Origin of the sequence: Microbacterium sp. EF45047, assembly GCF_028472845.1 — a bacterium.
GTDB lineage: Bacteria > Actinomycetota > Actinomycetes > Actinomycetales > Microbacteriaceae > Microbacterium > Microbacterium neungamense.
In genome coordinates this window covers 300996-324703 of sequence record NZ_CP069429.1, presented here as the reverse complement: position 1 = coordinate 324703, position 23708 = coordinate 300996, and the positions used below count along the sequence as shown (strand labels likewise).

Sequence of the window (23708 nt, the reverse complement as noted above, 5' to 3'; positions counted from 1 at the left end):
CGCCCCCGCGGCCAGGTCACGTCGGCCCGACCCGCACGGGGGGACGGGCCGCGCCGAACGGATCGCGCAGCGCGACCGCGGCCGCCGCCCCGCCCGGCACGTCGAATTCGGCCGTCTCGCCGCTGACCTCCCGCTGCTCGTACTCGATGAGCGCGGCATCCGCCCCCTCGCGGTACACGACGGCGGTGAACGCGCTCGATCCCTGCGCGATGAGCGGCAGCCCGTCGACGCTGACGCGGATGCCCGCGGCGGATGCCTCCGAGCGGATGCTCGGCTCGGCGCCCGGCACGTCCAGGGTCACCGGCGCGGACAGCGGTCCCCACGGCGAGACGACGTCATCGGGCGCGCCGCCGGACGCGGTGAGGTCGGGCGTGAGCACGATGTCGGCATCCGGCACGACCATGTCCTCGGCGGCGTACCGGGCGGACGCGGCGAGGCGGATGCGCGCCCACCGCGGAGCCGGCAGCGGTGCGGAACCCGAGAACACGCCGCTCCCGGCGTCGACGAGCGTGAGCGTCTTCACCTCGGGCCAGTAGAACGGCTCCGTGCCCGGGATCGCCTCGACCAGCCGCGCCTCCAGCGCCCCGGGCAGCCGCGCGAGCGTGTTCGCGGGCACGCCGCTCACCTCGACCCGCACCGTGACCGTGCCGCCGTCGTCCACCTCGGCCGCGACGCGCGGCACGGGCGGCACCTCGACCGAAGGCACCACGATGTAGGCCGGTGCGACCGTATGCGGCGGAGCTTCGACGCCCTCCGCGATCTTCCCGTAGGCGTCCAGCGCACCGGTGACCGGCACCGCGCGCACGAGCACGAGGTCGCTGTTCGCGCTCGGCAGCAGCAGAGTCGCGGTCGCCGTGCCCGCGACCACCGGCACCGCCTGGGCGAGCGTGAACCCCTCGCGCGGCGGGAGCCCCCGCGCGAGCAGCTCCTGGGCGCGCACGGCCCGCGGTCGATTCCGGAACGCCGTGCTGTCGAGGCCGGGGAACTGTGCCCGGACGGTTCCCTCCGATGCCGTGTAGAACCGGTACAGCGCGGCACCCTCGACGGCCCGGATGCTGAGCGTGACGGCCACCTCGGGTGCCGGACCCGGGCGGCCGGCCGGCAGCAGACGCGGCGAGACGGTCGGCACCGGCACCGGCCGGGCATCCGAAGCGGTGATCACGACGGGGTCCGCGTGCGGCGAGTCAGCGGAGGAGGCATCCGTGATCCACCCCTCGACCCGGATCGTGCGCGATCGACCCGGCAGCGTCGCCGGTACGACGTGCTCGTGCACCGCGATGCCCGTGCCCGCGGACAGGTCGGGCAGGGTCAGCGCGACCGGTGCCCCGTCGATGCGTACGGATGCGGCCGTGACGGGCAGCGCGCCGGGAGCCGAGGGCGGGGCGATCACGAGTTCCACCCGCACGACGCCGGGCGACGCGGCCGCCTCACCGGTCACCGGCGTCCGGACGAACGTCGCGCGCAGGACCGGCTTCGCCGGGAGCGCGGGCGACGGCGGGGCCACCTCGATCTCGGCGGGGTCGCCCCACCGTCCCATCCAGTCCTCCAGGCGCACCTCCCAGCGCGCCGGAACCGCCTCGCCGGGGGATGCCACGGCCTGCCGTCCCCGCACGGTGGCGTCGCCGGCCGGCGGCACGCCGGGTGCGGCCGGCTGCGGCCACGCGGGAAGCAGCGGGCTGGCGACGGGGCCCTCGGCGTCATGCATCGTGGTGCGCTCGGGGTCGGCGAGGGCGCGGCGGAGTCGAACGAGCGAGACCGGGCCGAAGGGAGCCGTGCCGCCGAGGGCGATGGACTGCTCCCATCCGGTGGTGCGCGCCAGTTCCGCACCGGCGGCGCGCTCGACCGTCCATTCCGCGCGTCCGAACACGCGCAGCTGCGGCGTGAGCGGCAGCGCCGGCGGCGCACCGAGGACGAGCGGCATCGGCAGCGCGAGGACCTCGACGCTCAGCGGTGCCTCCGGGCTCGCTCGTCGGGCGAGCTCGTCGCGAAGGCTCGACAATCCGCCGCCGAGCACCTCGTCGTACACCTCCGCGAGCTCCGTGCGCTCCGGCGCCTGCCCCGGCACGATGACCGGCATCAGCGCCATCGCCAGCGACGGCCGATCCTCCTGCCATCGTGCCGGCGGGGCCGGGAGCATCCCCTGCCGTGCGAGCCAGCGTGCGACGCCGGGGTCCGCTGCCGCGACGCCCAGCGCCGCAGCGGGCGAGTAGCGCAGCTCCTGGTCCGCCCCCACCGCCTCGGCCAGGTACCGCGAGCTCTCGTCGCCGAGGGCGGCGGCCAGCGCCTTGTGCAGCCAGTCGAGCACGATACCCTCGCGTTCGACGAGCTCGGCGACCCGGCGGAGCTCGTCGTCGGCGGTGTACTCGGGCCACGGATGCCGCGGGGCGTACGGCAGCGGGACCAGCGGAGCACCGGCGAGAACCCGCTCGGTACTGGTGTCCGCACCCGCCTGCGGGTAGGCGTAGCATCCGTCCAGCCGGTCGATCACCGCGGTGTCGAGCGAGGCGATCTGCAGGACCTCGAGCGGCCGGCCGGTGTCGCGCGGGATGTGCAGCGCCTCCGCCTCGTGCACGCGCCCCTCCCCCGTCACCCGCACCCGGGCGATGTCGGAGGAGGCCACGATCCAGGGCTCCTCGTCGCGCGCGGTGATCTCGATGTCGGCGCCGTTCGGTGCGAGGCGATCGGCGATCACGGCGACCCGCAGCCGCCCCTCGCCGCGGATGCGCACCCAGCCCGCCATCCGATCCGGCGGGACGTCGATCAGGAGGAGCAGGGCGCGGCCGGGGGCGACGTCGCCGAGGGCGTCGCCCGGCCGGTCGGTGCGGATGCCGGTCATGCTCGGGTCCGCGGCGGCGTCGCAGACGACGATCGGCCCGGCCGGCACCGTGCCGGATGCCGGGATAACCCGCCAGTGCACGCCTTCGGGCACCCGGTCGTCACCGTGCGACGGCAGGCCGGCGACCAGGTGCGCGGCTTCCGCGTAGCCGCGGGTGTGGTCGGCGAGGACGCTCATGTCGTGCTCCTTCCCACGATCGCGGAGCGCGCAAAGGCAGGCTCGACGGGGAGGGTCATCCGCATCCAGAACGGCGCGCCGCGGTCGGTGACGCGGATGCGCAGGCGCATCGGCGCCGTCGGTCTCAGCGGCTGCGGCAGCAGCCAGAGCGCGCGCGTGCCGCTGCGGTCGCGCCGGCGGATGCTCAGGTCGCGGCCGGCGACCCGCCCGTCGCCGATGTCCATCCGGCGTCCGCCGTCGCGCACCAGCGGCTCGCTCGCCTCGAGCAGGATGCCGAGGACGGACCAGCCTCCGTCGGCGGCCCGCGTCCACAGGGCGCTGCTGCGGCCGGCGCCGCCGGTGGGCGGGACCGGCAGCGGCGGCAGGGGCGGCAGGCCGAGCGCGGCCAGCGCCGCTTCGAGCGCGTCGTCGACCGCGAGCAGACCGGATGCCAGACCGGGTGCGGCGGTGACCCGCAGGTGCCCGGTCGGTACGGCGGCGGCGATGTTCCCGGCGAACACCGAGCGGGTGAAGCCCAGCGAGGCCACGAGCGCTTCGGGATCCGGGAACGCGCTCGTGCTGAACGTGATGCCGTGCAGCTGCGGCGAGGAGCGGGTGGCCTTGGTGCCCTTCCGTGGCAGCGCCACCGCGAGCTCGTACGGGGTGCGCGGGCGCAGCCGCAGGGGCCAGCGGATGCCGACGCTGCGCGGCGGCATCGGGCATCCGTACTCCTCGGCCGCGGTGGCGATGGCATCCGGGATCCCGAGCGGGCCGGACAGCGCGACGAGGCGGAGGTGGCGCCAGATCGGGTCCTCCACGATGTCGGTGCGGCCGAGCAGCAGGCCGAGGTCGCGTCTGTAGGCGGCGGCGAGCGCGGCCAGGTGCGGCGCCGTGAATCGAGCCCACGGCCGGTCGCCGGTGAAGACGAAGGATTCGTGGTCATCGATCGAATAGTCCAGGAAGTAGCGCTCGAGGTACTCGGGTCGGAAGGTGTCGACGGTCAGCGTCATCTCGGGCACACCCAGCAGGGACGCCTCCTTCCACGGCGCCCCGCCCGTGGCGGCAGGCGGTCGCGGCGCGACGCGGAAGAACCACGTCGCGGTGCGGGTGGTGCCCGCCGTCCTGGTGATCGTGCCCGTGCCCTCGTCGGTCCACCGTTCCCACTGCAGCGACACCGTGATCCGATACGAGCTCCCGGGTTTGAGGATGGTCCGCTGCGCGGCCGGGTCGGCGGATGCCTTGGTGCTGGCCTCATCCGCGGCGACGGCGGCCTGACGACCGGCCTCCGCGGCCGCCGCCGCCGCGGCATCCGCCGTCGCCATCGCGTGGAGACCGAGCACGTCGACGGTCGCCTGCCAGGGCAAGCCCCACGCGATCGCGGTCGCGCCCTTGCCGGCCGGCACGGTCACGCGCACGAGCGCATCACCCGGCCCGGCATCCGGCGCGGGCGACGGCCCCACCTCGACCGCGTCGATCGGCTCGCTGCCGCCCGGCCACTCGACGCGGAAGGACCGCCGCGCAGTGACCGCGAAGTTCTCGATGCCGTGGTGCTCCATCTTCCCCTGCAGGCGCATCTGCAGCAGCAGATCCCCTGCCTCGACCGGTTCGTCGAATTCGACCCGGCAGCCCAGGTACGCGCCCTCGTGATCCCACACGACGCTCTGCGGCGACCGCAGGCGCAGGGCACCGGCGAACTCCTCCTCCTCGGCGGCGCCGTCGACGGGAAACGACGTCGGCACCGAGGAGGCGTAGGCGATCGGACCGCTCGGCCAGTCCACGCCGGCCACCCTCGGCTGCCGCTCGATGCGCACGGGCGCCGGCACGCGGAAGCCCACCCCGCGGGCGTACGAGCGGAGCGGCGAAAACGAGAGCGCGTCGGAGCGGCGGGCGACGTGCCAGTCGTCGGCGGTGCCGGGAACGCGCTGGGCATCCATGCCGTAGGTCCAGCTCCGCCCGGCGGTGAACTTCAGGCCGCAGAGGCCCGCGACATCGCGCAGCGGCTCGTCGGGCGCGGATGCCCCGCCGTCGGCGTGCACCTTGGTCAGCCAGCGGTTGCGGGTGAGCAGGGCGAGCTGGCGCGATGTGGACACGGCTCCGGCCGTCGCGGACACGCCGGCGGGCGGCTGCCAGGCCGCTCGGCTGAGTTCGACCTCCGCCACATCGGTCCCGTCCGGCTTCACCTCGTGCAACTGCAGCGCGGTCATGGCCCACTGGAACCGGGTCTTCCCGGCGCCGGACATGCCGTCGTTGTTCTGGCCGTTCTCGGGGGTGAGGTCCTCGCCGGTGGGCGAGGGCGGGATCTTCTGCACCGGCGCGACCGGGAAGGTGAGCAGGGGGATCGCATCGGCCCAGACACGGGGCGTCTTCGCCCAGGATTCCGGCGCCGCGATGCCTGATTCCCCGTCGCCGCTCGTGCGCTGCGGCGGTGTGAAGGTGGCGTCGTCGTTCACGGGCAGCATGCGCCCGAGCCCGTCGGCGAGGACGACGGTGGGCCACGGCCAGTCCTCGTCCCGCGGCACGATCGCCGGCGCGGCGGCGGGGTCGATCGCGCCGAGCTCGATGCATCCCTCAAGCGTGGTGAACCACAGGTCGACGGACGCGCAGACCTTCAGGTGGAAGTCGAGCCGGCTCTGCTCGGGGACGAACTGGATCTTCAGCAGCGCGTCGAGGCCGAGGCGGAAGGGGCCGATGCCGACCTCCCCGGCGAGACGGCCCTGCGCCCAGACGACGAACGGGGACGTGCCGATCGCGGCGACCAGGCTGGTCGTCGCGCGCGCCCAGAGCACGCCGACGACCCCGAACGTCTTCGTGAACCCGACGCCCAGGGCGACCGAGAACCCGGTCGGTGAGATGCCGAGACCGGCGACGTCCGGGATGCCGTTGCCGGCGATCATCAGGAAGGCCCAGCCGCCGCTCTCGAGCGCCGGGATGCCGGGGAAGACGGTCGCCTGCAGAGGACCCGGTGGTCGCTTCACCGGGCTCAGGTCGCCGTCGCTGCCGGCGTTCAGCCACCAGGAGTGGTCCGCGAACGGGAAGTGCCCGCTGACGGGGATGCGCACGGTCACCACCGACGGGATCTCGTACCGCCCCTCGATCCCCAGGTCGATCGCCGCCGAGGTCGCCGACAGCCCGCCGAGGAGAGACAGGGTGTTCTCGGTCGCGGCGCCGTCCCGGACCAGGTCGGCGAGCAGGAGTCGCTGGGTACGGAAGAGGGAGGCGTTGATCCCCACCCGCAGCGTGAAGTCCGGGACCGTGAGCCCCAGCACGCCGAGCGCGCTGAAGGTGAGGCCGGCGTCGGGGACGGTGCCGATGATCACACCGGCCCCGATCGTGATGTCGCCGCGGCTGACCTCCAGCCCCTCCCAGGGCTCCTGTCTGCGCAGCGAGCCGAGCGGATCGGCCGGGTCCAGCGGCTTCAGCGCGGCGTTCGAGCCGAAGGAGGCGGCGACCGAGTAGAGCCCGAGCCCGGTCGGGCCGAGCGGCACCGCGACCGGCAGGTCGAGCCCCAGGCCGAAGGAGTGCATCGTCACGCCGCCCACGGTCTTCAGTTCGAAGCGGAGGAACCCGCCGACGCTCAGCGGGATGAGCGTGCCCCACAGGGCGATGTCGATGCCCTGGCCGCCCGCGGTGGAGCCGAGTTGGAACCGCCCGCCGCCGGAGACCACGCCCGGCAGGTCGATCCGCGCATCGAATCCTCGGATGCCGAAGGTGGGCGTCGCCCCGCCGTCCCAGGTGCCGCGGACGGTGGCGCCGGAGATCTTCACCGGTCCGAGGTCCATCGTGAACCGCAGGTCCACCTCGATCCAGGTGGAACCGGCGCCCGACCGGGTGCCGACGATCTGCAGCACGTCCTTCGGGATGCCGGTGGTCTCCACCTGCCACCCCCCGGGGTCGACGACCTCGGCGTGCGACGACCGGAAGTCGAGGTCGAGGGCATCCGCGGGGTCATCGCCGGCGGCGAGGCGGGAGAGGTCGACGGTCGCGGCGATGTCGCGCCAGCGCACCCGCAGCGGGCGGTCGTCGTCCATCGTGATGGTGGCGAGCCCGAGGTCGATGTCGGCGATGCCGACGGCGGCCGACACGTCGAGCCGCGCCAGGAGCGTGCCGTCGTCGCCCGAGGCCTGCAGCGTCACCCCGTGCACGGTGTAGTCGCCCATAGTCGCGAAGAGGTCGGCGAACGCCCAGGCCGCCCCGAACAGCGCGCCGAGCGCGACGGGGCCGCCGTCCCCGGCCCGCGCGGTGAGTGCCGGACCGACTGCGACGGTCATGGCGAGCGCGCGCTCGCCGCGGGACGTCCCGCCGCCGCCGAGGAGCCCGTCCGGATGGCCGGATTCCGCGCTGACGGCGACGGCGAGGTCGCCCGGTGCGCCGGGTGGACGGGTGATCACGGCACGGATGGTGACCGCCTCGTCGATCACCGGCCCGTCCGCGCCGAGCGGCGCGGTGCCGGACGGCAGGGCGAGCGCGACATCCGCCGCGACCGGGACGAGGTCGGCGAGGGCAGCGCCGTCGGGGAGCTGGAAGGCGAGCGCCCCGGAGACCCGCGGGTCGGCTCCGGCGGGCGGCAGCGTGACGCGGAAGGCCGCCGCCTCGCGCCGGATCGTCACGGCGGCCGACAGCGGCAGTCCGCCCAGGAGCGGCACGGTCGCGGGCAGGACGAAGCGCACGGTGCCGAGCTCGGCCACGTCGTCCGCGACGGTGAAGCCGGCGGGGAGTCCGAGGGCGAACCCGCCGGCGAGGACGACGTCGGAGGCGCCGGGGGCGACGGTGAGCTGCTCCAGGGTCACGCGGGCGCCGGTCGCGCCGAGGTGCACGGCGACGGTGCCGGAGACGCCGAGGGACACCGGGGCGCCGGTCGGCGTGACGCGGAGCCGCCTGTTCGCGCCGGCGCCGGTCTCGGAGACGGCCCCCGCGGCGGCATCCGGCACGGGCGCGGTCGTCGTCCCGGCGGGGAGCGTGAGACGCAGCACGGCGCCGTCCGGGGCAGCTTCCAGGCGCCAGCCGACCGTCGTCCCCGACGGCAGTGCCGCACCGAGCACGACCGGGACGCCCGTGTTCGTGGTGAGGGTCCCCGACACCGGGAGAGGACCGGCGGGCGCCGGCCCGATCGGGTCGAGGGCGGCGAGGAAGGCGGCGGTGCCGTCCAGCAGCACGACACCGTTCAGCACCCCGAGCGTGTTCAGCAGCGGAAGCATTGACATGGCAGTCCCCGGTCGTGTCGAGGTCGATGCCGCCGCTCCCGTCCCCCGCGTCGGACCGGCCTGAAACCGTCACGCACACGGAGAAACCATCCACCGAAACACGCTGGCCGCCCGCTGTGAGGGCGGTCCCACTCACCCCTTGCCCATGCGCGTGGACTCATTATCGACCCGGCTCCTCGGTGGCGCAAGGCCGACTTGCGGCGCACGGCGGCTCCGGTCAGGAGACGGAGCCGTGCAGTGATCCCGGTTCGGCGCCCCGGCCGATCGCCCGGTCGAGGAAACCGGTCACCGCAGCGGCGACCTCCTCAGGGGCCTCCTCCGCCATGTGATGACCGGAGTCGATGGCCCGTCCTTCGACGACGTCCGCCCATTCCCGCCAGATCTCCCGCGGGTCGCCGACGAGCTCCTCGAGATCGTCCCGCTGCGACCACAGAGACAGCACGGGCATGGTGAGCCGGCGGCCGGCGGCGCGATCGGCACGTTCGAGTTCGGCGTCCACGGTCACCCCGGCGCGGTAGTCCTCGAGCATGGCCCGGATCACCTCCGGGCGATGCGTGGCGGCCCGCCATTCCGCATGGTTCTCCTCGCCCATGATCGCCGGGTCGCCGTGATGCCTGCTCTGATACCAGGCATCCGGGTCCCGGCCGATCACCCGCTCGGGGATCTCGGGCTGCGCGAAGAAGAACCAGTGCCACCAGCGCAGCACGAAGCGCGTGCCGCCTCGGTCCAGGTGCTCGGTGAGAGGAACGCCGTCGAACACGCCCAGCGCGATGACCCGGTCGGGGTGGTCGAGGGCCAGCCGGAACGCGACGTAGCTGCCGCGGTCGTGCCCCATCACGGCGAAGCACTCGTGGCCGAGGTGCGACATCACCCGCACCATGTCGAGCGCGACCGCGCGTTTGGAATGCGGACGGTGATCCGCCGCCGGTGCCGGGCCGACGGATCGGCCGTAGCCGCGGAGGTCGGCGCACACGACCGTGAAGCCGGCCTCGACCAGCAGGGGTGCCGCCCGGTGCCAGGTGGCCGAGGTCCGCGGATGCCCGTGCAGCAGAAGCACGGCCGGCCCCTCGCCGCCGTGACGCGCGAAGATGCGGGCGCCGCCGGTGTCGATCGTCTCCTCGGCGAATCCTTCGAACACGGGCACCTCCCCGGATGCTGGCGAGCCCCGGTACCGACGATGAGCCCCGTGCCGACGTTACCCACACGCCCGCTGAGCCACCAGCAACGCAAAACGGCTGAACCCCGGAGACCGGGGGTTCAGCCGTTCACGATGTCGTGCGACATCACAGGGCGGAGACGGAGGGATTCGAACCCTCGGTCCCCTTAAAGGGGACTCCACCTTAGCAGGGTGGTGCACTAGGCCTGACTATGCGACGTCTCCAGGCGTCCAGCCGAGACATGGACGCGTTCACTCATCATAACCTTCCCCGGCAGCCGCGCCTAACCGCGGTCGATGCGCTCAGTCGAGCAGGGCGCGCTCGAGCTCGCGTCGATAGAGGTCGTAGCGCTCGTCCACGGAGCGCGAAGGCCGCAGCAGCGCGAGCGAGCCGACTCGGCGCTTCGGGGCCCGTCCGAGCGTCCGCAGCGCCAGGTGCGCCGCCCCCAGCGCCGTCGCGTCCCGCGCCTCGGAGACGAGGAGCGGCCTGTCCAGTGCATCCGCCAGGAACTGCCGCACGCGCGGGTCGGCCGTTCCGCCTCCCGCGACCTGCACCGGCCCCCGCCCGACGGGCAGCGCCTCGAGCGCCCGCCGGACACCGAACAGCACAGCCTCGACCGCCGACGCCGCAAGCAGTTCCCGTCCGCCGTGGGAGGACAGCCGTCGCCACGAGGCACGTCCGCCGGGCAGCGGGTCGGGAAGCCGCTCCGCCGCGAAGAACGGCAGGAACACCGGGTCGTCGGGGCCGAGCGCATCGAACGGCGAGGCGTAGAGCTCCGGCCATTCGATGCCGAGGAGCGTGCAGACCCGGGTGAGGGCGAGACCCGCGTTCGTCGACGCGACCATCGCGTAGCGACGGTCGTCCGTGCCGCGGTACGTGTGGTGGCGGGTCGCGGACGATCGCTGCGGCACCACGCCCATCGCGACTGCCTGAGCGCCGGTGCCGAGGACGACCGTCGCGACGGCATCCGGGTCCTCCACGGCGAGCATCGTCGCGGCCACGTCGGCGCATCCCACCGCGACGGGGATCCCCTCCGGCAGCCCCCAGCTGCGCGCCACGTCACCGGGGATCCGCCCCGCCTCCGCGTCAGACGGCCACACCTCCGGAAGGAGCTCGACCGGAAGCCCTGCCTCCTCGAGGAGAGCGGTGCACCAGTCGTTCGCGAAGACGTCCCACATCAGCGTGGCGGAGGCGTCGGATGCATCCGTCACGAGCGATCCCGGAACGAGTCGCGAACGCAGCCAGTCCTTCGGCGAGAGCGCCCGTGCCGCGCGCGCGACAGCATCCGGCCGGTGCACCTGCAGCCATCCGAGAACGGGCCCCGCCATCCCGGCGGCGAGCGGATTGCCCAACGCCGACGCCACGGCGGGCGAGAGCGACCGTCGCCACTCCTCGACGATCCCGGTGGCGCGTCCGTCCGGCCACAGCACCGCTGGATGGACGGCTTCACCCTCGCCGTCCACCAGCACGATGCCGTGCATCTGACCGTCGATGGCGACGGCCGCGACACGGGCCGACGGGTGCGATGCCCGCAGACGGCGCACCGCCGCACGAGCCGCCGCCTCCCACACCGCGGGATTCGTCTCGGCCCATCCCGGCCGCGGCACGTCGTACCCGTAGGTCTCGGAGGTGGATGCCAGCGTCTCGCCCTCCCACCCGACGAGCACGGCCTTGAGCCCGCTCGTGCCGAGATCCAGTCCGAGCACGCACTCCATGACACTCCCCTCCCCGCGTCGTGTCGTGTCGTCAGACGAGCGTGTAGCCGCCGTCGATGAGAATGCTCTGACCCACCACGTAACGGGACGCGTCCGACGACAGGTACACGACGAGCTCCCCGAGCTCGTGCGGCTCGCCCATGCGCCCGGCCGGGATCCGCCGCATCCATTCGTCCGCCATGGTGGGATCGTTCGCGACGGCGTCCTTGGTCATGTCCGACGCGAAGTACCCCGGCGCGATGGCGTTGACGCGCACGCCGAGCGGCAGCCACTCGATCGCGAGGCTCTTGGTGAGCATGGACACACCGGCCTTGCTCACGTTGTACGCCACCTGCTGCTGCGGCACGTTCACCACGGTGCCGGACATCGACGAGATGTTCACGATGGTGGCCGGCGCCTCGGCCGCCACCGCGCGGCGCGCGAACTCCTGGGCGCACAGGAACGTGCCCGTGAGGTTCACGTCGATCACCCGCTGCCACTGCTCGCGGGTCACCTCGAGGGCGGGCCCCCAGTGCGCGATGCCCGCGGCGTTCACGAGCGCCGTGGCGGTGCCGAGCGCCGACCGGGCAGCCTCGAACGCCGCCTGCACCGATGCCGGCTCCGTGACGTCGATCCGATGCCCGAACGTCCGCACGCCCTTCTCCGCGGCCAGCGCGGCGGCGGCATCCGACACGGCCGGCAGGATGTCGAGAAGCGCCACGTCGGCGCCGTAGTCGGCCAGGGCCGCGGCCATCGCCAGGCCCAGCCCGCGAGCGCCGCCGACGACTACGGCGACCCGGCCGGAGAGCGTCGTCGATTCGGTCATGGTGTCCTCCTTGATATGCAGGGCGGATGGGCGGCTGCGCCCGGTCCGGATACGGCGGGCCTCGCGGCCTCTCCCGCTACGCTCGAACGCGGACGGCGCGACGGCGCCGCGGAAGCGCGGAGGTGCGGGATGACGGCAGAGCTCAGGGACCTGACCGGCGACGTGGTCGTCGTGACCGGTGCCGGGTCGGGCATCGGGGCCGAGACCGTCGGCCAGCTCCTCGAGGCGGGCGCCCGGGTGATCGCCGGCGACATCGACGAGGCGAACCTCGACCGCCTGCGCGCCCGGCACGAAGGCGCGCCGTTGGCGGCCGTGGTCGCCGACGTCGCCGACCCGGCGGCGTCCGCCCGGCTCGTCGCGGCAGGCGTGGATGCCTGGGGTCGGGTCGACAGCGTCGTGGCGAACGCCGGGATCGGATACTTCGGCGGCGCGCTCGACGCGACCGATGCGCAGATCCGCACCATGGCCGACGTGAACTTCCTCGGCACGGTGTGGCTGGCACGGGCGGCGCTGTCGCACTTCCGCGAGCGGGGCGGCGGCGGGGACGTCATCGTGCTCGGCTCCGTCGCAGGGCTCGGGACCGGGGGCGGCGGCGAGGCCGTGTACGCCGCGACGAAGGCGGCGCAGATCCAGTTCGCCACCTCGCTCGACCGCGAGGTGCGGCACGAGGGCATCCGGGTCTCCGTCGTCGCGCCCGCCGCGGTCAACACCGGCTTCGCAGCGGCGACCGGGCGTTTCGGCGACCGGACGCCGGAAGAGGCCGACTTCCTGCGCCCCGGTGACATCGCGTTCGGCATCCTCACCACGCTGCGCCAGCCGCGTCGCATGCGCACGGCGCTGTGGAGCATGTGGAGCCTCGCCGAGGCGAACGGCTGACCGCATCACGGGCGGCCATCACACCTCCACGACGACCTTGACCTCGGCGCCGCTGGCGGAGAGCCGGAACGCCTCCGCCACCTGCTCGAGCGGCAGGCGCCTCGTGATCATATCCTCCGCGCGCACCTCGCCGGCGCGCAGGATCTCGATCGCGGTCGCGTAGTCCTCGGGCAGGTACGTCGCACTCCCCTGGATGCGGATCTGGTGGTCCTGGATGATCGGCAGCGGCACGGTGACGTCGCGGGCCGGCACACCCACGATCACCACTGTTCCCGCCTTGTCCGCCAGGGCGATGGCCTGATCGACCGTGGGCTGGATCGCCACGCAGTCGAACACCACGTCGGCGCTCTCGCCGAGGGCGTCGCGGATCTGCGCCACGGCGTCCGCGGACGCGGCGTCCACCACGGCGTCCGCACCGAGCCGCAGCGCGCGCTCGCGCTTGTCGGCGAGCATGTCCGTCATCACGATCGTCCGGGCGCCCGCGTGCCGTGCGGCGGCGAGCACGAGCAGGCCGATCGTGCCGGCGCCGATGATCACCACGGCCTTGCCCGCCACGTCCCCGGCGAGGCGCACGGCGTGCACGGGGGTCGACAGCGGCTCGATGAGCGCGGCCTGCAGATCGTCGAGGTCGTCCGGGATGCGGTGCAGCCGCGTCGCCGGGATGGTGAAGAAGTCCGCCATGCCGCCTTGTTCGTACCCGCATCCGAAGAAGCGGAGGTTCTCGCACAGGTTGCTGCGTCCGGTGGTGCACATCTTGCAGCCGCCGCACGGCAGGGTGGGCTCCACCGTGACCCGGTCTCCCGCCGCCCATCCGTCGACGCCCTCGCCCACGGCACTCACGACACCGACGACCTCATGGCCCGGCGCGTACGGGAGGGGAACGAACGGATGCCTGCCGTGGGCGGCGTGGGTGTCCGAGCCGCACACACCCGACACGGTCGTGCGCACCTGCACCTCACCGGGGCCCGGCTGAGGCACGGGTGCCTCGGTGAGCACGAAGGTGTCCACGTCCTGCACGATCACTCGTCGCATGTTCTCTGTCATCGCATCTCTCCAGATCCTCCGGTCGCCCATCGACCGGTCACGAAAGGTCGGCGGCCGGCGCTTCGCCGATCACCGTGAGCAGCCGGGCGACCTCGCCGGCGGCCGCGTCGCGCCCGGGGCCGAGGTAGGCGCGCGGGTCGGTCATCCGACCGTCGGACAGGAGCGCCTCGCGGACCGCGCGGGTGAACACTCCGTTGACGTGCGTGGCGATGTTGATCTTGCGCATGCCGTGCGCGATCGCCTGCTGGATGTCGGCATCCGCGACCCCGCTGGACCCGTGCAGCACCAGGGGCACCGGCACGGCGCGCGCCAGAGCGGCGATCAGCCCGAAGTCGAGCCGCGCCGTGCGCTCGGCCATCGCGTGCGAGCTGCCGACGGCGACGGCCAGCGCGTCGACGCCGGTGTCGGCGACGAACCGCGCCGCGTCCCCCGGGTCGGTGCGGACGCCGGGCGCATGCGCGCCGTCCTTGCCGCCGATCTCGCCCAGCTCGGCCTCCACCCAAACCCCGCCGGCGTGCGCGCGCTCGGCCACGGCGGCCGTGCGGCGACGGTTCTCGGCGTCCTCGCTCTTCGAGGCGTCGAACATCACCGACGGGATGCCGAGGTCGATGGCCTGATACACGAGATCCTCGCGCTCGGCATGATCGAGGTGCACGGCGATCGGCGTCGGGGCGTCCGCGGCGATGCGCAGCACCGCGAGCGCTATCGGGGCCAGCCCGCCGTGGTAGGCGGCGGTGTTCTCGGAGATCTGCAGGACCACCGGGAGTCCGGTCCGCACGGAGGCGGCGGCGATCGCCTCGGCGTGCTCCAGCTGGATGACGTTCACGGCCGCCACCCGCCCGTGCTCGGCGATGATGCGACCGGGTGAGACGACGGTCATCGGGATGCTCCTCGGATCATGGCGCCGGTTCCGGCGCGGGGGCGGAGGCGGCGGGGACCACTGTCAGGTCGGCTCCGGCGCCGGCGAACTCTCTTCTCGTCGCGTCGTCGAGGCGGTCGTCGGTGAGGATGTGCTCGAACTCGTCGAGCTCGGCGAAGCGGCAGAACGACACCTGCCCGAACTTCGACGCGGTGACGGCGAGGACGCTGCGATCGGCAGCGTCGATCATCGCGCGCTTCACCGCCGCCTCCGCCGGGATGGTGGTCGTGGCGCCGCTCTCGACGGTGACGCCGTTGGCGCCGATGAGCGCCCGGTCGACCCGCAGTCCGTCGAGTCGGGCGCGGGCCGTCTCGTCCACGGTCGCCTGGGTGAGCCGGCGCACCCGACCGGGCAGCGTGAGCACCGTGAGTCTCTTCTTCGCCCCGAGCAGGCGGGCGGCAGGCAGATTGTTCGTGACCACCATCAGCTCGCGGTCGTCGGGGAAGCGCTCGGCGACCGACAGCATCAGCGCACCCGAGTCGAGCAGGACGACACCGTCTGCGGGGAGCAGCCGCACCACAGCGTCCGCGATGCGGCCCCGCTCCTCCTGCTCCGTCGCCGTGCGCACCGGGAGGGACAGTTCGAAGGGCAGGGTGCGCACGAGCCGGGCACCGCCGTGCTGCCGGCGCAGGAGCCCCTCTCGCTCGAGGTCGTCGAGATCGCGACGGATGGTGGCGTACGTCACCCCGAGATGGGCGCTCAACCGGGCGACGGAGACCCTGCCGTCGCCGGACTGCGCTTCGGCGAGGATCGCCCTGCGGCGTTCAGCGGGATACATGGGAGCCTGCATTCTTCCGGATTCGCGGCCCGAAGTGACTGATTGCTCAGTTCTTGATGCCCGAATCATGACTGTTTCTCGAACATTATGCCCGAAAGTGTTGCATCGGATGCGAGTTCGCGCAAGACTGTCTGCCAACAACCCGATGCCTGTTCCGAAGCGCAACGGTCGCACGACGCCGTGAAGCCCGCCCGGAACGAGTCGATGATGAAAGGCACACCATGGAGACGTTCTCCCGCAGCAAGAGACTCGTCCTGTCCGCAGCCGTCCTCTCCGCCTCCGCGCTCGCCGTCAGCGGCTGCGCGGGGGCAGGAGCGCCGGCCGGCGGCGGAGACGGGGGCAAGACGACCCTCACGCTCGCCACCGTGAACAACCCCCAGATGAAGGACATGGAGGAGCTCAAGGGCGAGTTCGAGAAAGAGCATCCGGACATCACCGTCAAGTTCATCCAGATGGAGGAGAACGACCTGCGCGACGCCGTCACCAAGGACGTGGCGACGAAGGGCGGGCAGTACGACATCGTGACGGTGGGCAGCTACGAGGTGCCGATCTGGGGCCAGAACGACTGGCTCGTCGATCTCACCGACCGAGCGGCGGACACCGAGGGCTACGACGTCGGCGACATCCTCCCGCCGGTGCGTGAGGCGCTGACCGTCGACGACAAGCTCTTCGCCGTGCCGTTCTACGGCGAGAGCTCGTTCCTGATGTACAACAAGGAGCTGCTCGGCGCGGCCGGCGTCACGCTCTCCGACCACCCGACCTGGCAGGAGGTCGCCGACGCGGCACGGGCCGTGAAGACCGACGACGTGGCCGGCATCTGCCTGCGCGGCAAGCCCGGCTGGGGCGAGCTGTTCGCGCCGCTGACGACCGTCGTGCAGACCTTCGGCGGCAACTGGTTCGACGAGGACTGGAACGCCCAGGTCGACGGCGAGGGCTTCACCGAGGCGGTGCAGTTCTACACCGACCTGGTGAAGGAGGCCGGTCAGCGCGACCCGGTGTCCACCGGCTTCACCGAGTGCCTGAACCTGTTCACCCAGGGCAAGGCCGCGATCTGGTACGACGCCACGTCCGCCGCAGGTTCGGTCGAGTCGCCCGAGCTCAGCCAGGTCGCCGGCAAGGTCGGCTACGCCCACGCGCCGGTGGTCGAGACGGAGGAGTCCGGCTGGCTGTGGTCGTGGAACCTCGCCATTCCGAAGACCTCCAAGAAGCAGGACGCCGCGTGGGAGTTCGTCAGCTGGGCGACCAGCAAGGAGTACATCAAGCTCGTCGGCGAGAAGCTCGGCTGGAGCCGCGTCCCCCCGGGGTCCCGTGAGTCCACCTACGAACTGCCCGAGTACCAGCAGGAGGCCGGCGCCTTCGCCGAGCTCACCCGCGACATCATGACCTCGGTCAACCCCGAGCAGCCGGGCGTCGCCCCCCAGCCGTGGGTCGGCATCCAGTACGTGACCGTGCCGGAGTTCCAGGACCTCGGCAACCAGGTCTCCCAAGAGATCGCCGAGGTGTTCGCGGGGCGTGCCACCGTCGAGCAGGCTCTCGCGAAGGGCCAGGAACTGGCCGAGGCCGTCGGCGAGGCCCAGAAGTAGCCGCACGGGGAGGCGGGCCGGCTTCACCGGCCCGCCTCCCGCACCGGTCCAGGAGGATCCCATGACAACCGCACTCATCACGAGGCCGCAGAGCCGCACCCGGCGCGTGCGCGCCGCCGCCCTCACGACGCGCGACCGCCGCGAGCTGCGACTGGCGCGCGCCCTGGTCTGGCCCGCGCTGATCGTCTCGATCGTGATCACACAGGTGCCGTTCCTGGTCACCATCTACTACTCCCTGCAGCGGTGGAACCTGCAGCGGCCCGGCGACCAGGCGTTCGTGGGTCTCGACAACTACGTCCGGGTGCTGGGGAACCCCGCGTTCCTCGAATCGCTCACCGCCACGGTCGTCATCACCGGCGGCTCGGTGCTGTTCTCGGTGCTGCTGGGTCTGCTCCTGGCGGTCCTGCTGGACCGGAAGTTCATCGGTCAGGGCATCGCCCGGACGCTCCTGATCACGCCGTTCCTGATGATGCCCGCCGCGGCGGCGCTCGTGTGGAAGTGGTCGATGCTGGACTCGAACGTCGGCATGGTGAACTGGGCCCTGTCCCTGGTCGGCATCCCGCCCGTCGCCTGGAACACCGACCTGCCCGTGGTGACGATCATCATGGTGCTCACCTGGCAGTTCACCCCGTTCATGATGCTGATCATCCTGGCCGGCCTGCAGAGCCAGGATCCGTCCACTCTCGAGGCGGCGGCCGTGGACGGCGCCGGGCCGCTGCGCTCGTTCGTGTTCATGACGCTGCCGCATCTGCGCACCTACATCGAGCTGGCGGTGCTGCTCGGCACCATCATGCTGCTGCAGGTGTTCGACCCGATCGCGATCATGACCCGCGGCACCGGCGGCACGAAGACGCTGCCGTACCTGCTGTACGAGCGGGCGTTCATCGGCCTCGAGATCGGAGAGGCCGCGGCGTACGGCGTGCTGACGGTCATCCTCACCATCATCGTCGCGACGATCGCGCTGCGACTGCTGTTCAAGATCTTCCGCAACGAAGGAGCCCGCTGATGTCCGCTCCCCGCCCCGTCCGCAAGGTCCCTGTCCGCAAGCGCGCCGTCGGCGCCGCGATCACCCTCGTCACCTGGGTGATCGTGCTCGGCTTCTTCTTCCCGGTGGCCTGGATGGTCTTCACCGCCTTCAAGTCCGAGTCGGCCGCCGCGACGAGCACCCCGACGTTCTTCACCGAGCTCAGCCTCGACCGGTTCCAGGCGGTGCTCGACCGCGGGTTCGCGGCGTACCTGACCAACTCGCTCACCGCCAGCGTGATGTCGACGGTGATCGTGCTGCTGCTGGCCATCCCCGCCGCATACGGACTGTCCGTGCGCCCTCTGATCAAGTCGACGGATGCCCTGTTCTTCTTCATCTCGACGCGGTTCATGCCCGTCGCCGCGGCCATCATCCCGATCTACCTGGTGCTGCAGGGCCTCGGCGCGCTGGACAACATCTCCGCGCTCTCGATCCTCTACGTGGGCATGAACCTGCCCCTCGCGGTCTGGATGATGCGCTCGTTCTTCGCCGAGGTGCCGCTGGAGATCATCGAGGCCGCACAGATCGACGGGGCGCGCTTCTGGACGGAACTGGTGCGGGTCGTCCTGCCGATCGTCGCCCCCGGCATCGCGGCCGCCGCGCTGATCTGCTTCATCTTCGCCTGGAACGAGTACTTCCTCGCGAACCTCCTCACCTCGACCGTCGCCCGCACCACCCCTCCGTTCCTCGGCAGCTTCGTCGACGGCCGTGGTCAGTTCCTGGCCGTGCTGTCGGCGGCGGCCACGCTCGCGGTGCTCCCCGTCGTGATCGCGGGATGGCTGGCGCAGAAGCGTCTGGTCCGCGGACTGGCGATGGGGGCGATCAAGTAGTGGCGGACGCGGCCCCACTGGTCCTCGGCATCGACGTCGGGCAGACCGCCGTGAAGGCGGTGGTGCACGACGGCGATCTGCGGCCGATCGCGGTCGGCCGCAGCGTCAGCCCGGTCGACCGGCCGGCCCCGCACCACGCCGAGCGCAGCCACGACGCGCTGTGGGGTGCGGTGCGGTCGGCGATCGCCGCTGCCCTGGCGCAGACGGAGCGCGATCGGATCGCCGCCGTCGCGATCAGCGGACACGGCGACGGCCTGCACCTGGTCGATGCGGCCGGGCGGGGAGTGGGGCCCGCGATCACGGCGATGGACGGCCGCGCCTGGAGGGAGGCCGAGGAGATCGCGACCGACCCGGGCCGGTCGGCGACGATCCTGCAGGTCTCCGGGCAGGCCGCCGGCGCATCCTCGCCCGGGGCGCTGCTGCTGTGGACGGCGCGGAACCATCCCGATCGGATCGATGCCGCGCACGCGATGGTGTTCTGCAAGGACGCCGTCCGGCTGCGGCTCACCGGCGAGATCGTCACCGACTACTCCGACGCGACGGCGTCGTTCCTGGACACCGGCAGCGCCGACTGGAGCCCGGCCGTCCTCGACGCGTACGGGGTCGGAGGGCTCTCAGATCTGCTCCCTCCGCTGCAGGAGAGCGCGGCGACCGCGGGCGGGGTCGGACGGGCCGCCGCCGCGCAGACCGGCCTCCCCGAGGGCATCCCTGTCCTCACCGGCCTGCACGACGTGCATGCCAGCGCGATCGGGATGGGCTCGCTGCTGCCGGGGCGCCTCGCCTGCGTCGCGGGGTCCTTCAACACGAACGGCGTCGCCACGCGGCGCACGGATGTCGATCCGCGCTGGCAGTCGCGCCTGTCGGTGACCCCCGATCTGCGCATCGCGATGTCGACCTCGTCGACCGCGTCCCCCACCCTGGACTGGGCGCTGCGGCTGCTCGGCGCCCAGGATCCCGTGCGCCGCGACCGGCTGTTCGCCGAGGCTGCGGCGCTGCCGCTGGACGACGACGTGCCGACCGTGCTGCCGTTCTTCGCCGGCTCGCCGCCCGGGCTGGACGCCTCCGGATCGCTGTCGGGGCTGCGCGGCTGGCACGGCCCCGCCCATCTGATCCGCGGTGTCCTGGAGGGCATCGCCCTGATGCACCACTGGCATGTGTCCGCGCTCGCCGAGGCGTTCGCGTTCGAGGGTCCCGTGGCGCTCGGCGGCGGCATCGCACGCTCGGGCTACTACGCCGAACTGGTCGCGCAGGCCCTCGGCCGCCCGGTCCGCGTCTCGCTCGAACAGGAGCCCGGCGCCTTCGGCGCCGCGGCGCTGGCGGCCGTGCACCTCGGCCTGTACGAGGACCTGGGCCATGCTCAGGCACAGGCGCGGCTCGGGCCTGAGATCGAGCCGTGCCCGGATTCGGCCGCGTACTGGGAGCGGGCACGTGAGCGTTTCGCGTCGCTCGCGGCATCCCTGCTGCCGTGGTGGAAGGAGCGGGCCAATGACGCCTGACGCACACGAACGACCGGACAACGCGGGTTCGCGCCGGCTCTCCGCGGAGGCGCGGCACCGCGAGATCCTCGCCGCCCTCGACCTCGACGGACGGGTCGAGGTCGGAGAGCTGGCCGCGCGGTTCGGGGCGTCCGAGGAGACCATCCGACGCGATCTTCGAACCCTCGAGCAGGAGTCGAAGCTCATCCGCGCGCACGGCGGCGCCGTCCGGGTGCAGCCGGTCCATCTGCCTGTCCCGGAGCGCGGCGACCGGGCCCTGATCGAACGCGTGCTCGCCGAGATCCCCCGGGAAGGGGCCGTGTACCTCGACGGAGGGCGCCTCGCCGAACAGCTGGTGGCGCTGCTCCCGGAGGACCGGAGCCTCGATCTGATCACGCCATCGCTCGACGTCGCCATCGCGGCGAGCACCCACCCGGCGGTGGCGGTGCTCTCCCTCGGCGGTCAGGCGGACGCCGACGGCATCCTGTCCGGGGAGTGGGCGCGCGCACTCCTGGAGACTCTGCGGCCCGACACCGCGATCTTCTTCGCCAGCGGATGCACGGATGCCGGCGAGCTCACCGCCCGTCCGGCAGATGCCGCCCTGCGCGCCCTGGCCCTGCGCAGGTCGCGGCGCTCGGTGCTCGTGCTCGAAGAAGGGGCGACGGATGCCGCGCACTACGCGGTCTACGCGCGCCTCGGAGAGGTCGACGTCGTGATCGCCGGCGAGAGCACCGCGCAACGGCTCACCACGCCCCTGGAGTCCGCCCGCACGCTGATCGTGGCGGGTGCCGCATGACCGGCGTCGTCACGGTGACCCCGGCGGCGGCCGTCGACCGCACCTACCGCGTCCCCGCTCTCGTCCCCGGCATCGTCAACCGTGCCGAGGACGATCATCACGAGCTCAGCGGCAAGGGCGTGAACGTCGCCCGCGCCATCGCGCAGACGGATGTGCCCGTTCGCGCGGTCGTCCCGCTCGGTCCGGCGGACCTGGCCGGGGTTGCCGGGGACCCGGTCGTGGTGCCCGTGCCCATCTCGCGCGACGTGCGGGTGAACACCACGGTGATCGAGGCCGACGGGCGCACGACGAAGGTCAACGCGCCGCCGACGCCCCTGGAACCGGCCGAGTGGGACGCGCTGAGCGCGGCGGCGGTCGACGCCTGGCACGCCGTGGGGAGCGGATGGATCGCGATCTGCGGCAGCATCCCGCGGATCGCCGGAACCGGCGCCCTCGCGCCGTTCGAGGAGCTGATCGAGCGTGCAGCGGATGCCGGCGCCCGGATCGCCCTGGACTCCAGCGGCGAGGCGCTGCAGCGCGCGCTCCAGGTGGGCGCGCGCATCGACCTGATCAAACCGAACACGCACGAGCTCGCCGAGGCCACCGGGCAGGTGCTGCGCACCGTCGGCGACGTGGTGGCCGCGGCGCAGCAGATCCGCGAGGCCGGAGTGCGCACGGTGTACGTGAGCATGGGGGCGGACGGCGCTCTCGTGCTGGACGCCTCCGGCTACCGCGTCGCCGTCGCCGCGGCGCCCGCGCTGGTCAACACCGTCGGCGCGGGCGACGCGTCGCTCGCCGGCTTCCTGGCGCAGGCCGCGCGCGGCCGCGGCCTCGACGACGCCGCGGCGGCCGCGGCGTCCTGGGGTGCGCTCGCCGTCTCCCAGGTGACGACGATCCTCGCCGGCCCGGCATCCGCTCCCCCCGCTCGGGTCTCCATCCCGGCCGAGGACACCCCCCTCTCCGAACCCGCCCTCACCCTCAGGGAGGCATCATGACCGCTCTCACCGCATCCGCACTCCGTCTCGCCGCATCCGCCGTCGCCGTCCCGGAGTACGACCGCACCGGCCTCACCGCGGGGATCGCGCACTTCGGCGTCGGAGGCTTCCACCGCGCCCACCAGGCGCTCGTGATCGACGAGCTGCTCCGCACCGGGCGGGCACGGGACTGGGCCATCATGGGGGTCGGCGTGCGCCCCGAGGATTCCCGGATGCGTGCCATTCTTCGCGCACAGGACGGGCTGTACACCCTCGTCGAGAAGCACGCCGACGGAACCCGCACGGCCCGGGTGATCGGCTCGGTGCTGGGCATGCTCACGGTGCACGACGACGGTGCCGGGGCGGTCCTCGACCTCCTCACCGCGCCGACCACGCGGATCGTGTCGCTGACGGTCACCGAGGGCGGCTACAACATCAACCAGGCGACCGGGGAGTTCCTGCTCACCTCCCCCTACGTCGCCGCCGACCTGGAGGACGGCGCCGAGCCGCGCACCGTGTTCGGGCTCATCGTCGAGGCGCTGCGCCGGCGCCGCGATGCCGGCGCCCCGGCCTTCACGGTCATGAGCTGCGACAACCTTCAGGACAACGGCCGCATCGCCCGGCGCGCGATCCTCACCTTCGCCGAGGCCAAGGATCCCGAGCTGGCGCGGTGGATCGACGCACAGGTGCGGTTCCCGAACTCGATGGTGGACCGGATCACCCCGGCCACCACCGCCGAGGATGTGGCCGACACGGCGCGGCTGACGGGGCTCTCAGACGAATGGCCGGTCGTGTGCGAGCCGTTCTTCCAGTGGGTGCTGGAGGACACCTTCAGCACGGGCCGGCCGCCGTACGAGCGGACGCGGGTGCAGGTCGTGGACGACGTCGAACCGTACGAGCTGATGAAGCTGCGTCTGCTGAACGCCTCGCACCAGGCGCTGTGCTACTTCGGGCACCTCCTCGGCTACCGGCTCGTGCACGACGCGACGCGCGATCCGCTGATCGCCGATCTGCTGCGCCGGTACATGGCGGAGGAGGCGACCCCCACGCTGCGACCGGTTCCGGGCATCGACCTCGCCGCCTACCGGGACGAGCTGATCCGCCGTTTCTCGAACCCGGAGGTGCGGGACACGATCGCACGGCTGTGCGCCGAGTCCAGCGACCGGATCCCGAAGTGGCTGGTGCCGGTGATCCGGGAGCGGCTGGACGCCGGCGGCGACGTGCGCCGGGCCGCCGCCGTCGTCGCATCCTGGGCGCGCTACGCCACCGGCGTCGACGAGCAGGGTGAGCCGATCGAGGTCGTCGACAACCGCAGGGAGCAGGTGATGGCCGCCGCGAGGGACGACAGCGATCCGCTCGCGTTCGTCCGCGATCCAGACCTGTTCGGCGACCTCGCCACCCGTCCCGGTTTCACCGAGCCGTACCTGCACGCCCTGCGCGTGCTGCGCAGCGACGGCGCGCGGGCACTGCTGACGCAGCTCGCCGGGGACGCTTCCTGACCGTCGCCACCGTGAGCATCCGCCCCGCCGAAGCGCGAGAACGCTGACGTCGCGGGCCGGG

16 protein-coding genes and 1 tRNA gene are annotated in these 23708 nt (G+C 72.8%); 8 read left to right on the top strand and 9 right to left on the bottom strand.

The window, feature by feature from the left end; translation table 11 throughout:
- Positions 1-16 precede the first annotated feature (16 nt).
- The 6 genes from JRG78_RS01550 to JRG78_RS01525 form a co-directional block, all read right to left on the bottom strand.
- Positions 17-3013, bottom strand: a complete 2997-nt coding sequence (locus JRG78_RS01550) for a hypothetical protein (RefSeq protein WP_272653545.1) — start codon at positions 3011-3013, stop codon at positions 17-19.
- Complete coding sequence (locus tag JRG78_RS01545) at positions 3010-8193, bottom strand: hypothetical protein (protein ID WP_272653544.1); 5184 nt, start codon at positions 8191-8193, stop codon at positions 3010-3012. Before JRG78_RS01545 ends, JRG78_RS01550 begins: the two co-directional genes overlap by 4 nt.
- Before the next feature lie 217 nt (positions 8194-8410).
- A complete protein-coding gene (locus JRG78_RS01540; protein ID WP_259607254.1) occupies positions 8411-9331 on the bottom strand; it encodes an alpha/beta hydrolase in 921 nt (306 codons plus the stop codon).
- A 153-nt stretch (positions 9332-9484) separates the two neighbouring features.
- Positions 9485-9574, bottom strand: a tRNA-Ser gene (locus tag JRG78_RS01535).
- 78 nt (positions 9575-9652) lie between these two features.
- Positions 9653-11065, bottom strand: a complete 1413-nt coding sequence (locus JRG78_RS01530) for an FGGY family carbohydrate kinase (RefSeq protein ID WP_272653543.1) — start codon at positions 11063-11065, stop codon at positions 9653-9655.
- A 31-nt stretch (positions 11066-11096) separates the two neighbouring features.
- A complete protein-coding gene (locus tag JRG78_RS01525; protein WP_272653542.1) occupies positions 11097-11870 on the bottom strand; it encodes an SDR family NAD(P)-dependent oxidoreductase in 774 nt (257 codons plus the stop codon).
- Positions 11871-11999: 129 nt separating this feature from the next.
- Here JRG78_RS01525 and JRG78_RS01520 point away from each other — a divergent pair, with 129 nt between their 5' ends.
- A complete protein-coding gene (locus JRG78_RS01520; protein WP_272653541.1) occupies positions 12000-12746 on the top strand; it encodes an SDR family oxidoreductase in 747 nt (248 codons plus the stop codon).
- Positions 12747-12764: 18 nt separating this feature from the next.
- On the opposite strand, the gene JRG78_RS01515 is transcribed toward JRG78_RS01520, so the two are convergent.
- Genes JRG78_RS01515 through JRG78_RS01505 form a run of 3 tightly spaced genes read right to left on the bottom strand, consistent with a single transcriptional unit; the run spans position 12765 to position 15487 of the window.
- Positions 12765-13790, bottom strand: coding sequence for a zinc-dependent alcohol dehydrogenase (locus JRG78_RS01515; protein ID WP_272653540.1), 1026 nt, complete (start codon positions 13788-13790; stop codon positions 12765-12767).
- Positions 13791-13827: 37 nt separating this feature from the next.
- Positions 13828-14670: a class II fructose-bisphosphate aldolase gene (locus tag JRG78_RS01510; protein ID WP_272653539.1), complete on the bottom strand. Its 843-nt coding sequence runs from the start codon at positions 14668-14670 to the stop codon at positions 13828-13830.
- A gap of 16 nt (positions 14671-14686) precedes the next feature.
- Positions 14687-15487 carry a DeoR/GlpR family DNA-binding transcription regulator gene (locus JRG78_RS01505; protein WP_272653538.1) on the bottom strand — a complete coding sequence of 267 codons (801 nt, stop codon included), beginning with the start codon at positions 15485-15487 and terminating at the stop codon, positions 14687-14689.
- A 221-nt stretch (positions 15488-15708) separates the two neighbouring features.
- Between JRG78_RS01505 and JRG78_RS01500 the strand changes: the two genes are divergently transcribed.
- The 7 genes from JRG78_RS01500 to JRG78_RS01470 all read left to right on the top strand — a co-directional run bounded on the left by JRG78_RS01500 (position 15709) and on the right by JRG78_RS01470 (position 23647).
- Complete coding sequence (locus tag JRG78_RS01500; RefSeq protein ID WP_272653537.1) at positions 15709-17070, top strand: ABC transporter substrate-binding protein; 1362 nt, start codon at positions 15709-15711, stop codon at positions 17068-17070.
- 61 nt (positions 17071-17131) lie between these two features.
- Positions 17132-18076, top strand: a complete 945-nt coding sequence (locus JRG78_RS01495) for a carbohydrate ABC transporter permease (RefSeq protein WP_272653536.1) — start codon at positions 17132-17134, stop codon at positions 18074-18076.
- Positions 18076-18924 carry a carbohydrate ABC transporter permease gene (locus JRG78_RS01490; protein WP_272653535.1) on the top strand — a complete coding sequence of 283 codons (849 nt, stop codon included), beginning with the start codon at positions 18076-18078 and terminating at the stop codon, positions 18922-18924. Before JRG78_RS01495 ends, JRG78_RS01490 begins: the two co-directional genes overlap by 1 nt.
- On the top strand, positions 18924-20420 hold the full coding sequence (locus JRG78_RS01485; RefSeq protein WP_272653534.1) for an FGGY-family carbohydrate kinase: 1497 nt from the start codon (positions 18924-18926) through the stop codon (positions 20418-20420). Before JRG78_RS01490 ends, JRG78_RS01485 begins: the two co-directional genes overlap by 1 nt.
- Complete coding sequence (locus tag JRG78_RS01480) at positions 20410-21195, top strand: DeoR/GlpR family DNA-binding transcription regulator (protein WP_272653533.1); 786 nt, start codon at positions 20410-20412, stop codon at positions 21193-21195. The genes JRG78_RS01485 and JRG78_RS01480 overlap by 11 nt, the downstream gene beginning before the upstream one ends.
- On the top strand, positions 21192-22169 hold the full coding sequence (locus JRG78_RS01475) for a 1-phosphofructokinase family hexose kinase (protein WP_272653532.1): 978 nt from the start codon (positions 21192-21194) through the stop codon (positions 22167-22169). The genes JRG78_RS01480 and JRG78_RS01475 overlap by 4 nt, the downstream gene beginning before the upstream one ends.
- The gene (locus JRG78_RS01470) at positions 22166-23647 is read left to right on the top strand and encodes a mannitol dehydrogenase family protein (RefSeq protein ID WP_272653531.1); all 1482 of its coding nucleotides are present in this window, start codon (positions 22166-22168) and stop codon (positions 23645-23647) included. Before JRG78_RS01475 ends, JRG78_RS01470 begins: the two co-directional genes overlap by 4 nt.
- The last annotated feature ends 61 nt before the right edge of the window (positions 23648-23708 follow it).